This window comes from Shinella sp. AETb1-6, assembly GCF_009826875.1.
GTDB classification, from domain to species: domain Bacteria; phylum Pseudomonadota; class Alphaproteobacteria; order Rhizobiales; family Rhizobiaceae; genus Shinella; species Shinella sumterensis.
Window position 1 is genome coordinate 401,430 of sequence record NZ_WUMM01000002.1, and the last position, 12,345, is coordinate 413,774.

The window sequence follows — 12,345 nt, forward strand, 5'->3', positions numbered from 1 at the left end:
CAAGCTTTGCCGGTTGGGTGATTTTACGAAGCGTAGACCGCTCCGTCACAGAGGACAAAAACAACCATGGCCACCGTTAAAGACGGCCTTGCCGATGCTTGTTTTCAGGCTTGTCCCGCGCCCCCTGTGGAAAGCATTTAGGCAGGATCAGGGGGCAAGATCAATGGCGAATTTTACGCAAAATTAAGGGCCGGCCGTTGACTCGGATGGGGGTTTTTGACTCGGAATCGGGGCCTCTCAAGAGAATCCGTTAGGAATCAATGGCTTTGTTTTCGCCTGGCTTTCGCAGGGCTCGAAAAACGAAAAAAATAAAAATTCGCTTGACTCAAATTGCTGTCAAACTTCCGCTACGAAAGGCCGGCCCGAGCGGGACAACCTCCCACAAGTAATTGAATTTAAACAATTTTCGTCGTCACTCTTTTGACACGATCGAGCCTTGCGCGTTAACCATAGCGGCGCCGAAAAAGCAAAGAAAAAGCCCGGCCGATGGCCGGGCTTTGACTAAAAATGCATAGCTCTTCGGGCTGAGCGATCAGGCCGACATCGTCTTCACGCGGTTTGCGAGGCGCGAGACCTTGCGCGAAGCCGTGTTGGCGTGCAGCACGCCCTTGGTGGCGGCGCGCATCAGTTCCGGCTGGGCTGCCTTGAGGGCAGCAGCGGCAACCGTCTGGTCGCCGGAAGCGATGGCTTCCTCGACCTTGCGGATGAAGTTACGGACGCGCGAGCGGCGCGACTTGTTGACTGCGGTGCGCGCGGCGATCTTGCGGGTCGCCTTCTTAGCCGAGGTTGTATTGGCCATGTATGCCTCTCTTCAGAAATCTGACACAAACTCCACCCTCGCTGTGCCGGGTCACTGCGACCTGTCATCCAAGCAATTCGGGAGCAATATCGGAAAACCTCAGAATTCGGCTTTCCAAACTGTGGGCGGCGTATAGCTGGAAACCGCGGTGCCGTCAACGCGGATTCTGCAAGAAAGGCCGCACGGATGCTCAGCGGTTCGCGAAGGTCGGCTTGCGCTTCTCGATGAAGGCCGCCATGCCCTCCTTCTGGTCCTCGGTGGCAAACAGCGCATGGAACAGCCGCCGCTCGGCGCGCATGCCCTCCGACAGCACCGTTTCCTGCGCGCGGCCGACCGCCTCCTTTGCCATCATGACCGCCGGCAGCGAGAAGCCGGCGATCTTCTCGGCTGCCGCCAGCGCCTCGTCCAGAAGCCTTTCCGGGGCGACCACGCGGGCGACGAGACCGCACCGCTCGGCCTCCGCCGCATCCATCATGCGGCCCGTGAGAACGAGGTCCATGGCCTTTGCCTTGCCGACGGCGCGCGTCAGCCTCTGCGTGCCGCCCATGCCGGGAATGATGCCGAGGGTGATTTCCGGCTGGCCGAATTTCGCGGTTTCCGAGGCGATGATGAAATCGCACATCATGGCGAGCTCGCAGCCGCCGCCGAGCGCAAAGCCGCTGACGGCCGCGATCATCGGCTTGCGGCAGGCAGCCACCGCGTCCCAGCCGGCGGCGAGGTCTTCCGTCACGGCCTCGGCAAAGCCGTAGGGCTGCATCTCCTTGATGTCGGCGCCGGCCGCGAAGGCCTTTTCCGAGCCGGTGATGACGATGGCGCCGATACCGGCATCCGCCTCGAACCCGGCAAGCACGCCCTGCAGCTCCTCCAGCAGTTGGCGGTTCAGCGCATTCAGCGCCTGCGGCCGGTTGAGCGTGACGAGACCGACGCGTCCGCGCGTCTCCACCAGCAGGGTTTCATAGGCCATGTCCTGTCTCCTCGTTTGCGGCGCGCGACACCGGTCCCGGCATCGGCTTTATTTCTGGCAGACCGCGCAATGGAAGGTCGAGCGGCCGCTCTGGACGATTCGCCCGATAGTGCCCGTGCAACCCGGTGTCCGGCAAGGCTCGCCCTCGCGATCATAGGCGGAGAAGGTGTGCTGGAAATAGCCGAGCGAGCCGTCGGTGCGGATGTGATCGCGCAGGGTGGAGCCGCCCGCCTCGATGGCGTCGGCAATGACCTGGCGGATCGCCTCGGTCAGCGCGACCAGCTCCTTCTTCGGCTTGCCCGCCGCCGTCACCAGCGTCCCCGCCAGCCGTTCGGGCGAAAGATGCGCGCGCCAGAGCGCCTCGCACACATAGATATTGCCGAGGCCGGCAATGTTCTTCTGGTCGAGCAGCGCCGCCTTCAGCGGCGTCTGCCGGCCGCGGAACTTCGCCGCGACATAATCGGCGTCCAGGCTGTTGCCCGTCGGCTCGGCACCGAGATCGCGGAAGAAGGCATGGGCGGCGATATCCTCGCGCCGTGCAAGATCCATGAAGCCGAAGCGGCGGGGATCGTTGTAGATGACCCGGCGCTCGCCTTCCCCCGTCTCCAGGTGAAGCACGACATGGTCGTGACGCGGATCCTTGCTGCGCGGCATGTGAAAATCGCCGGGCGTCTCTTCCAATGCGGGGCCTTCCACGCGAAACGAGCCGGACATGCCCAGATGCGCGATCACCACATCGCCGCCCTCGAGATCGACCAGCAGGTATTTGGCGCGCCGGCCGAGCGACAGGATCTTTTGGCCTTCGAGCGCCTCGGAGAAGGCGGGCGGAAAGGGAAAGCGCAGATCCGGACGGCGCAGTTCGGCTCTTTTTATCCGCGCACCTTCCATCACGGGCGCGAGGCCACGCTTGACGGTTTCCACTTCCGGCAGTTCCGGCATATCCATCTCCTTGAACGGGATTTAACCTTGGGCGCATTTGCCGCGCTCCGGCATTTCCCTCTCGGCAATCTATGTCCTATATACCCCGCGAAGCGTTCAGATAGCGCGGCAACAGCCAATTCGCTATGGTCCTTGCGGCAATTCGGCTGCGACAGACCGGCCCATGGAGACGACGATGACGGAACAGCGCACATCCGCAGACGGCGGCATGGAAACCTCCTACGGCTTTCGCGAGGTTCGCGAGGGCGAGAAACAGGCGCTCGTCAACGACGTGTTCCACAAGGTCGCCAAGCGCTACGACATCATGAACGACGTCATGTCCGCGGGCCTCCACCGGGCGTGGAAGGATGCGATGATCGCAAGCCTCAACCCGCGCAAGGACCCGTCCTACAGGACGCTCGATGTGGCGGGCGGTACGGGCGACATCGCCTTCCGCATCATCGAGGCCTCCGACCGGCTGGCACATTCCACCGTGCTCGACATCAACGGCTCGATGCTGTCCGTGGGCGCCGACCGGGCCGCGAAGAAGGGGCTTTCGGCAAATCTCGATTTCGTCGAGGCCAATGCCGAGGAACTGCCGTTCGAAGCCGGCAGCTTCGATGCCTATACGATCGCCTTCGGCATCCGCAACGTGCCGCGCATCGACGTGGCGCTTTCGGAAGCCTACCGGGTGCTGAAGCGCGGCGGCCGCCTGCTGGTTCTGGAATTCTCCGAAGTGGAGATGCCGCTGCTCGACAGGTTCTACGATGCCTGGTCGTTCAATGCGATCCCGCAGTTCGGCAAGATGATCACCGGGGATGCGGAGCCTTACCAGTATCTCGTGGAATCCATCCGCAAGTTCCCCAACCAGGAAGACTTCGCCGCGATGATCCGCGCCGCCGGGTTCTCCCGCGTCACCTACACCAATTATACCGGCGGCATCGCCGCGCTGCATTCGGGCTGGAAGCTCTGATCATGATCCGTTTTTCGTCTTCACGCAGCCTGGCCGCATGAGCGTCGTCGGTGCCTATCTTCGCCTCGCCCGCGTGGGCTGGGTTCTCGTGCGCGAGGGTGTCGTCTCCGCCCTGCCGACCGAAGGCATGCCGCCGCTGGCGCGCACCGCGCACGCCTTCGCCGGCCTTCTGGCGCGCCGCAGGGCCGCGCACGAAGATCGCGGCGACCGGCTGTCGCGCGCCATCGAGCGCCTGGGTCCGTCCTATGTGAAGATGGGCCAGTTTCTCGCGACGCGGCCCGATGTGGTCGGCGCCGAGATCGCCGTGGAGCTGTCCACCCTTCAGGACCGCATGGCGACGTTCCCGCGCGAGGCGGCGGTCACGACGGTGGAAGGTTCGCTCGGCCGACGGCTCGATGACCTCTATGTCACGTTCGGCGATCCCGTCGCCGCGGCTTCCATCGCGCAGGTCCATCCCGCGACGGTGCGCGACGCCAACGGCGAGCGCAAGGTCGCCGTGAAGGTCATCCGGCCCGGCGTGCGCCAGCGCTTCACCCACGATCTCGAAGCGATGTATGCCGCAGCGCGGCTGCAGGAAGCGATCCTGCCCAACACGCGCCGCCTGAAACCCGTCGAGGTGACGCGAACGCTGGAACAGACGACGAAGGTCGAGATGGACCTTCGCCTCGAAGCCGCAGCCCTTTCCGAGCTCGGCGAGAACACCGCCCACGATCCCGGCTTCCGCGTGCCCAAGGTCGACTGGGAGCGCACCGGACGCGACGTCGTCACCATGGAATGGATCGACGGCATCAAGATGTCGGATGTCGAGGGCCTGCGCGCCGCCGGCCACGATCTGGACCATCTCGCGGACACGCTCATCCAGTCCTTCCTGCGCCACACGCTGCGCGACGGCTTCTTCCATGCCGACATGCACCAGGGCAACCTGTTCGTCGATCCGCAGGGCGTCATCGTCGCGGTCGACATGGGCATTGTCGGCCGGCTCGGCAAGAAGGAGCGCCGCTTTCTCGCGGAAATCCTCTACGGCTTCATCACGCGCGACTACCAGCGCGTCGCCGACGTCCATTTCGAGGCCGGCTACGTGCCGTCGCACCACGATACCGCGAGCTTCGCCCAGGCGATCCGCGCCATCGGCGAACCGATCCACGGCCAGCCGGCCGAGACCATCTCCATGGCCAAGCTGCTCACCCTGCTTTTCGAGGTCACGGAACTCTTCGACATGGAGACCCGGACCGAGCTCGTCATGTTGCAGAAGACGATGGTGGTGGTGGAGGGCGTGTCGCGCACGCTCAACCCGCGCTTCAACATGTGGAAGGCCTCGGAAGGCGTCGTCGGCGACTGGATCCGCGACAATCTCGGCCCCAAGCGCCTCCTGGTCGACCTGCGCGACGGCGCGCACGCCGCCCTGCGGCTGGCGGAAGCCGCCCCGGAGATTGCCGCCAAGGCCGAGAAATTCTCGCACGACCTGACGGTCATGGCAGAGCGCGGCCTGCGCTTCGACGCGGACACGGCGGAAGCCATCGGCCGCTCGGAAGCGCGCCACAGCCGTTCGGGCCGCGTCGCGCTCTGGCTGATCGCCGCGACACTCGTCTACATCGCCTGGAAGCTCACCTGAGCCGCTTGACCGGCGCCGGCCCGGCGCTAGTCTCCCTGCCATGAGCGCAGAGCCACCCGGCGTCGACGAATCCCTATCCTTTATCGAGCGCACGCGACGGCAGCTGCGCGGGCTCTATTTCGGCCGCGACCGGGAGGCGATCCGCTTCCAGATCGGCATGCTTCTGCTCGATGTGGCGATCCTCGCCTTCTTCATTGCCGGGCCCTATCTGCGAAAGGGCTCGGCCTATGTGATCGTCGACTATCTCATCGCCGCCGTCATCGCCTTCGAACTGTGTGCCCGCGCCCTGATCGCGCCCAACCTGCGCTACTGGCTCATGCGGCCGATGACCTGGGTGGATATCGTCATTCTCGGCACGCTGCTCTTTCCCAACCAGCTGCACAATTTCGCGTTCCTGCGCGTGCTGCGCATCTGGGCGATCAGCCAGAGCAAGCTCGTCACGCTGACGCTGCGGCGCACCGGGCATGGCGACAAGGAAGACCTCATCCAGGCCTGCGTGAACTTCCTCGTCTTCCTCTTCCTCGTGACCGGCTTCGTCTACTCCAACTTCTTCTACGGCGCGGAGGGCTTTGCCGGCTTCGTCGACGCGCTCTATTTCTCTGTCGCGACCGTCACCACCACGGGGTTCGGCGATATCGTGCTGCCCGGCACGCTCGGCAAGCTCACCGCCATCGTGACGATGATCGTCGGCATCTCGCTTTTCGTGCGCCTCGCCCAGGCCATCGTACGGCCCTACAAGGTGACCTTCCCCTGCCCGCAATGCGGCCTGTCGCGCCACGACGCCGATGCCGTGCATTGCAAGGCCTGCGGCCATGTCCTCAACATTCCCGACGAGGGCAGTTGAGGCGTTCGGGCGAAGAGCGCGCTTGGAAATGCGGTTTCGACGCGATAGGACATCACGAACGCCCTTCGGGGCCGCTTGCGCCTCACGAGCCCGGGACATGCCATGCCGCTTGCAGGAAAACGCATCCTCCTCGTCATTTCCGGCGGGATCGCCGCCTACAAGAGCCTCGATCTCATCCGCCGCCTGCGCGAACGCGGCGCAGAGGTGCGGCCCGTCATGACGTCGGGCGCCCAGCACTTCGTCACGCCGCTTGCCGTCGGCGCCCTGTCGTCCGGCCATGTCTATACGGACCTGTTCTCGCGTGAGGACGAGCAGGATGTCGGCCATATCCGCCTGGCGCGCGACTGCGACCTCATCGTCGTCGCGCCCGCCACGGCCGACCTGATGGCCAAGATGGCGAACGGGCTGGCCGACGACCTCGCCTCGACCGTGCTTCTCGCCACCGACCGCCCCGTGCTGCTCGCGCCGGCCATGAACCCGAAAATGTGGTCCCATGCCGCGACGCGCCGCAATGTCGAGACGCTGCGCCGCGACGGCCTCGCCTTCATCGGCCCCAATGCCGGCGAAATGGCCGAGAGCGGCGAGGCGGGTGCCGGCCGCATGGCCGAACCGCTGGAGATCGTCGCGGCGGTGGAGCGCCTGCTGGATGGCGGGGCGAAGCCGCTTGCCGGCCGCAAGGCCGTGGTCACGTCGGGTCCGACGCATGAGCCCATCGATCCCGTGCGCTACATCGCCAACCGCTCCTCGGGCCGGCAGGGCCATGCCATCGCCGCAGCGCTCGCGCGGCTTGGAGCCGAGGTGACGCTCGTTTCCGGGCCGGTCACGATCCCCGACCCGCCAGGCGTGACGGTGATCCGCGTCGAGCAAGCGTCGGAGATGCTGGAGGCGGTGCTCGGCGCGCTGCCGGCGGATATCGCCGTCATGGTGGCCGCCGTCGCCGACTGGCGCGTGGCGACGCCCAACGCGGAGAAAATCAAGAAGCAGCCCGGCGAAGGCCCGCCGCCGCTGATGCTGTCGGAAAACCCCGATATCCTGAAGACCGTCGGCCATCACACGAAGCGCCCGACTGTCGTCGTCGGCTTTGCGGCCGAGACGCAGGATGTCGAAAACAACGGCCGCGTGAAGCTCCAGAAGAAGGGCGCAGACCTCATCGTCGCCAACGATGTCTCCCCGGAAACCGGCATCATGGGCGGCACGACGAACAGCGTGAAGCTCATTACCGCCGATGGCATCACGGCATGGCCGGAGTTGTCGAAGGACGATGTCGCGGATCGTCTCGCCGGCTGGATTGCCGAACGGCTTATTTGACGAGGGCGAGCTTGGCTTCCATCGATCCTGCCGGGCGGCCGGCAGGCGAGAAGATGCGCATGTCGACGCCGTTTTCGCCGAGCACCACGGCGCTGCCATCCGGAATTTCCACCCAGGCCTCCGTGTCGTCGTTCAGGGGCTCGGACACGAGGCAATAGCCGCCGGTATCGCCCATCGGCGCGGCGTAGAGCGTCGGCGCCGCATAGTCCGTCGCATAGCGCACGGCATAAAGCTGCTTGCCATCGGAAAACGCGGCCGTGAACCGCACGAGCACCTTATGCTCCAGATGGGCGGCAAGGCGCTCGACGAAGGCGATGGTCTCGGCCATGGCGCCGAGCGGATCGCGGGCAAGGCCGAATTGCAGCGCCAGCAGGAAGAGCAGTTCCGAATCCGTCGAGCCGGTGCGCGCGCTGTAGAGATCATTGTCCAGCATGGTCTCGAGCGGCCGGCGCAGGTGCTCGAAATCGGCGATCTGGCCATTGTGCATGAAGGACCAGATGCCGTGCACGAAGGGATGGCAATTGTCGCGCCGCGTGCCGCCGCCCGTCGCGGCGCGGACATGGGCGAGGAAGAGCGGCGAGCGGACCTGCCGCGCAATGCTGCGCAGATTGCAGTCGGACCAGGCCGGCAGGATATCGCGGTAGCGGCCGGGCTCCGGACGGTCGCCGTACCAGGCGATGCCGAAGCCGTCACCGTTGGTGGCCGTCTTGGCGCGCGTGGCGCAGTGGGACTGTTCGATCAGCGAATGGGCGGGCGAGGACACGAGTTCCTCGAGAAAGAGCGGCTCTCCGCGATAGGCTGCCCAACGGCACATGACATTTCCTGCTTGATTGGACCGGTGCGAACCGGTGACGGATCCGACGCATTAACCATGGCACTGCCCGGATTTTCAACGCAAATGGGTAAAAATGCGTTAACGAAAGTAAACGGGCGGAAACCATGCGTGTCATTCCCGCACGGGCGAGCCGCACGGCTGCGCGCCACGAACGTCGCTTTTTGTGAACACTCCGTTTCATGTCGGGCAGATTTCGTGAACAATGGCGCTGGCGTATAGAAGGGACAAACAACCCAGTCGAAAGGACTTCTCCCATGTCCATACGCCCCGTCAAACACGAAAGCATTGCCCGCCCCGCCATGGAAGGCGCCGGCGTGAAACTGCACCGCGTCTTCGGCTTCGGCGATCCATCGCTGACCGACCCGTTCCTCATGATGGACGACTTTCGCAACAACGATCCCGACGACTATATCCGCGGCTTCCCCTGGCATCCCCACCGCGGCATCGAGACCATCACCTATGTGCTGGCCGGCAGCGTCGAGCACGGCGACAGCCTCGGCAACCACGGCGTCATGGGCGCCGGCGACGTGCAGTGGATGACGGCCGGCAGCGGCATCCTGCACCAGGAAATGCCGCGCGGCGATTTCGCCGGCAAGATGCATGGCTTCCAGCTCTGGGCCAACCTGCCCTCGTCGCTCAAGATGACGGCGCCGCGCTATCAGGACATCAAGTCCGCCGATATTCCCGTCGCCGTCGACGACGACGGCACGGTGGCGCGCGTCATCGCTGGCAGCTTCTGGGGCAAGACCGGCCCGGTCGACGGCATCGCCGCCGAGCCCGTCTATCTCGACATCTCGGTGCCGCCGGGCAAGACGAAGCGCCTGCCGGTCGATACCTACCGTTCGGCCTTCGCCTATATCTTCGCCGGCTCCGGCACGTTCCGCGACGCCTCCAAGCCCTTCGGCGTGAAGGTGGAGAAGGAGTTCCAGGGCGAGGAGCTGAACATCCGCGATCTCTCCGGCAACCGCACGCTCGTGGTCTTCGACACGGGCGACGAGGTGACGGTGCAGGCCGGCGAGCAGGGCATCCGCTTCCTGCTGGTCTCCGGCAAGCCCATCGAGGAGCCCGTCGCCTGGCACGGCCCCATCGTGATGAACACGCAGGCCGAATTGCGGCAGGCCATGCGCGAACTGCGCAACGGCACCTTCATCAAGCCGGCGCATTGACGTCGCGCGACAGGCGCCTATCCTTCCGCCTTTACCCGAGGCGGAAGGACGAGAGATGCGGATCGACGGACAATGCCATTGCGGCTTCGTGACCTATGAAGCCGAGATCGATCCCGATGGGCTGCTCATCTGCCACTGCACGGATTGCCAGCGGCTGACCGGCTCGCCCTATCGCGTTACCGTGCGCGTGCCGCGGGCCGATCTCACCCTCACCGGCGAGACGCCGAAGGTCTACACCAAGATCGCCGAAAGCGGCCGCGAGCGATTTCTGCACTTCTGCCCGGAATGCGGAACGCCGCTGTTTTCCTCGGGCACGGGCGAGGCGGCCGCCTTTTGGGGCATCCGTTGGGGCAGCATCAACCAGCGCGCCGCCCTCAAGCCCAAGCGCCAGATCTGGTGCTCCTCGGCCATGGACTGGTTCGGCGAGACCGAAGCCCTTCCCGGCACGCCGCGGGAGTAGAGCGTGGCAAGCGGGTGCTTCCAGGTCCTGCACACGGCCATCGACGGCGTCGAAGCCGTCATCGCCGACAGCAGCCATGCCTTCGCCCGCCACAGCCACGACACCTACGGCATCGGCCTGGTCGAACGCGGCGCGCAGACATCGGCGAGCGGGCGCGGCCGCGTGGAGGCGCAGGCCGGCAACACGATCACCGTCAATCCCGGCGAGGTGCATGACGGCGCGCCTGTTGGCGGCGCGTCCCGCGCCTGGCGCATGCTCTATATGCGGCCCGGTATCGTCGCGGCCGCGGCACAGGACATTTTCGAAGGGGGCACCCGCGAGGAGTTTCATGCGCCCGTGCTGGACGACGGCCGTGTCGGCCGGCTTGTCGCAGCCGCCCTGGCAGCGCTGGTGGACAGCAAGGCCGCCGCAATCTGCCGCGATGAGCGTCTTCTCCTGCTGCTGGCGGCCGTGCTGCGCGAGCAGGCGCCGCGCCGCGAGGGCATTGCGGCTGCCGGCATCGCCCGCGCACGCGAGCGGATCGACGCCGACCCGGTCTCGCCCGTCACGCTCGATGTACTCGCTGCCGATTGCGGCCTTGGCCGTTTCCGGCTGGTGCGGGATTTCGCCCGCGCCACGGGGCTGACGCCCCACGCCTATCTCATCCAGCGCCGGACGGATCTCGCCCGACGCCTCATCGCCGCCGGCAATCCACTTGCGGATGCCGCGGCCGGCGCCGGCTTCGCCGACCAGAGCCACATGACGCGCAACTTCACGCGGCGCTACGGCTATACGCCGGGCGCCTATCTCGCCGCCCTCGCCTGACCTGCAATTTCGTTCAAGACCGCGATGACCATCCGGTGTTTCCTGCCGCCTCTTCAAGCGCATGGAAACCCGACATGACTGCCGAATTCCTCATCACCTCGCTCATCGTCATCCTGCTTCCGGGCACCGGCGTCATCTACACCGTGGCGCGCGGGGTCAGCGGCGGCTTTCGCGCCGGCCTGCTTGCGGCCTTCGGCTGCACGCTGGGCATCATCCCGCATATGCTGGCCAGCATCGCCGGGCTCGCCGCCATCCTGCATGCCAGCGCGCTTGCCTTCGAAATGCTGCGCATCATCGGCGTCATCTATCTGCTGTTCATCGCCTGGAGCATGCTGCGCGAAAGCGTCGCGCTCGACATGGCACCGGAACAGCCGGTCGGGGCGGCCGCGCGCATCGTGCGCAAGGGCGCCTTCACCAATGTCTTCAACCCGAAGCTCTCGCTGTTCTTCCTCGCCTTCCTGCCGCAGTTCGTGCCCGATGGCGCGCCGGACCTGACGGCGCAGATGCTTTTGCTCGGCGGCGTGTTCATGCTGCTGACCTTCCTCGTCTTCGCCGTCTATGCCGCGCTTGCGGCCAGCCTGCGCCGGCAGGTGCTGGGCCGACCGGCGGTCATGACCTGGATGCAGCGCAGCTTCGCCGCGGCCCTGGGGCTCATGGGCCTGCGGCTGGCGCTTTCGGATCGCTGACCATCACGCCCAGAGCGCGTGGAAATGGTGCAGCGGTCCATGGCCCGCGCCGACCGCCAGCGCACCGGATCCGCGCACGGCGCCGGCGACGAAGCTCTTGGCCGCCGCCACGGCATCGGGCAGCGAATGCCCCTTGCCCAGTTCCGCCGCCACCGCGCTCGACAGCGTGCAGCCGGTGCCGTGGGTGTTGCGCGTGAGCACGCGCACGCCCTCGAACCAGCGCAGCGCGCCCGGCATGGCCAGCACATCCGGGCTCTCGTTGCCCGGCAGATGCCCGCCCTTCAGCAGAACCGCCTTCGGCCCGAGCGCCAGCAGGCGCTTCGCCTGGCTTTCCATCGCAGCGCGGTCCGTCGCCTCGGCTTCGCCGAGCAGGGCGGCCGCCTCCGGCAGGTTGGGCGTGAGCAGCGTGGACAGCGGCAGCAGCCGGCGCGTCAGGGCCTCCACAGCGTCTGCGGCCAGAAGCGAGGCCCCGCCCTTGGCGATCATGACGGGATCGAGCACGACGGGGACGGAGCGATGCGGCGACAGCGCGTTCGCGACCGCCTCGGCGATCTCGCCCGAGGCGATCATGCCGATCTTGACGGCGCCCACCCGCACATCGGCGAAGACATCGGCGATCTGCGCGGCGACGAAGGCCGGCGGCACGAGATGCAGACCGGAAACGCCCTGCGTGTTCTGCGCCGTCAGCGCCGTCAGCACGGCCATGCCGTAGGTGCCGCGGGCGGCGAAGGTCTTGAGGTCAGCCTGGATGCCGGCGCCGCCCGAGGGGTCGGAGCCTGCGATCGACAGGATGTTTGCGATTGTGTCTGCCATCTCGCCTCCTTGCGGACGGAGGCGGGCGCGGGACAACGGCGAATGCAGTGCCAGCGACTCCCTCCGCCGGCATGATCCGGTTCAGGTTCAAAGGGTGCTTCTCAGCCCGCCTGCGCGGACGCCCCTGTCTCGGCAACGCTTTTCGCAAATGGAGAGGCGCCTG

At 66.0% G+C, this 12,345-nt stretch carries 13 protein-coding genes and 1 riboswitch; of the genes, 8 read left to right on the top strand and 5 right to left on the bottom strand.

Going from position 1 to position 12,345, the window contains the following annotated elements; all coding sequences use genetic code 11:
• Positions 1-532 precede the first annotated feature (532 nt).
• The 3 genes from rpsT to mutM form a co-directional block, all read right to left on the bottom strand.
• The gene (gene rpsT, locus GR158_RS05235) at positions 533-799 is read right to left on the bottom strand and encodes a 30S ribosomal protein S20 (protein WP_134648075.1); all 267 of its coding nucleotides are present in this window, start codon (positions 797-799) and stop codon (positions 533-535) included.
• A 190-nt stretch (positions 800-989) separates the two neighbouring features.
• A complete protein-coding gene (locus tag GR158_RS05240; protein ID WP_134648077.1) occupies positions 990-1,763 on the bottom strand; it encodes an enoyl-CoA hydratase in 774 nt (257 codons plus the stop codon).
• A gap of 48 nt (positions 1,764-1,811) precedes the next feature.
• Positions 1,812-2,702, bottom strand: coding sequence for a bifunctional DNA-formamidopyrimidine glycosylase/DNA-(apurinic or apyrimidinic site) lyase (mutM, locus tag GR158_RS05245; RefSeq protein WP_160870223.1), 891 nt, complete (start codon positions 2,700-2,702; stop codon positions 1,812-1,814).
• Positions 2,703-2,877: 175 nt separating this feature from the next.
• On the opposite strand from mutM, the gene ubiE reads away from it, so the two are divergent.
• From ubiE to coaBC, 4 genes are all read left to right on the top strand, one after another.
• Entirely contained in the window at positions 2,878-3,654 is a 777-nt protein-coding gene (gene ubiE / locus GR158_RS05250) for a bifunctional demethylmenaquinone methyltransferase/2-methoxy-6-polyprenyl-1,4-benzoquinol methylase UbiE (protein ID WP_134648081.1), read from the top strand.
• A 37-nt stretch (positions 3,655-3,691) separates the two neighbouring features.
• The gene (gene ubiB, locus GR158_RS05255; protein ID WP_160870224.1) at positions 3,692-5,266 is read left to right on the top strand and encodes a 2-polyprenylphenol 6-hydroxylase; all 1,575 of its coding nucleotides are present in this window, start codon (positions 3,692-3,694) and stop codon (positions 5,264-5,266) included.
• Positions 5,267-5,306: 40 nt separating this feature from the next.
• Positions 5,307-6,110: an ion channel gene (locus GR158_RS05260; RefSeq protein WP_160870225.1), complete on the top strand. Its 804-nt coding sequence runs from the start codon at positions 5,307-5,309 to the stop codon at positions 6,108-6,110.
• Between the two features lie 102 nt (positions 6,111-6,212).
• Positions 6,213-7,418, top strand: a complete 1,206-nt coding sequence (gene coaBC, locus GR158_RS05265; RefSeq protein ID WP_160870226.1) for a bifunctional phosphopantothenoylcysteine decarboxylase/phosphopantothenate--cysteine ligase CoaBC — start codon at positions 6,213-6,215, stop codon at positions 7,416-7,418.
• Here the strand turns inward: coaBC and GR158_RS05270 are convergent.
• Positions 7,411-8,232, bottom strand: coding sequence for a class II glutamine amidotransferase (locus GR158_RS05270; RefSeq protein WP_134648088.1), 822 nt, complete (start codon positions 8,230-8,232; stop codon positions 7,411-7,413). The genes coaBC and GR158_RS05270 overlap by 8 nt on opposite strands.
• A gap of 275 nt (positions 8,233-8,507) precedes the next feature.
• On the opposite strand from GR158_RS05270, the gene GR158_RS05275 reads away from it, so the two are divergent.
• From GR158_RS05275 to GR158_RS05290, 4 genes are all read left to right on the top strand, one after another.
• The gene (locus tag GR158_RS05275) at positions 8,508-9,419 is read left to right on the top strand and encodes a pirin family protein (protein WP_160870227.1); all 912 of its coding nucleotides are present in this window, start codon (positions 8,508-8,510) and stop codon (positions 9,417-9,419) included.
• A gap of 55 nt (positions 9,420-9,474) precedes the next feature.
• Positions 9,475-9,879: a GFA family protein gene (locus tag GR158_RS05280; protein ID WP_160870228.1), complete on the top strand. Its 405-nt coding sequence runs from the start codon at positions 9,475-9,477 to the stop codon at positions 9,877-9,879.
• 3 nt (positions 9,880-9,882) lie between these two features.
• Positions 9,883-10,683, top strand: coding sequence for an AraC family transcriptional regulator (locus tag GR158_RS05285; RefSeq protein WP_160870229.1), 801 nt, complete (start codon positions 9,883-9,885; stop codon positions 10,681-10,683).
• Between the two features lie 74 nt (positions 10,684-10,757).
• Entirely contained in the window at positions 10,758-11,369 is a 612-nt protein-coding gene (locus GR158_RS05290; RefSeq protein WP_160870230.1) for a LysE family translocator, read from the top strand.
• Positions 11,370-11,372: 3 nt separating this feature from the next.
• Here the strand turns inward: GR158_RS05290 and thiD are convergent, their stop codons facing one another.
• On the bottom strand, positions 11,373-12,182 hold the full coding sequence (gene thiD / locus GR158_RS05295) for a bifunctional hydroxymethylpyrimidine kinase/phosphomethylpyrimidine kinase (protein ID WP_160870231.1): 810 nt from the start codon (positions 12,180-12,182) through the stop codon (positions 11,373-11,375).
• Between the two features lie 41 nt (positions 12,183-12,223).
• Positions 12,224-12,318, bottom strand: a riboswitch (TPP riboswitch).
• Positions 12,319-12,345: the final 27 nt, after the last annotated feature.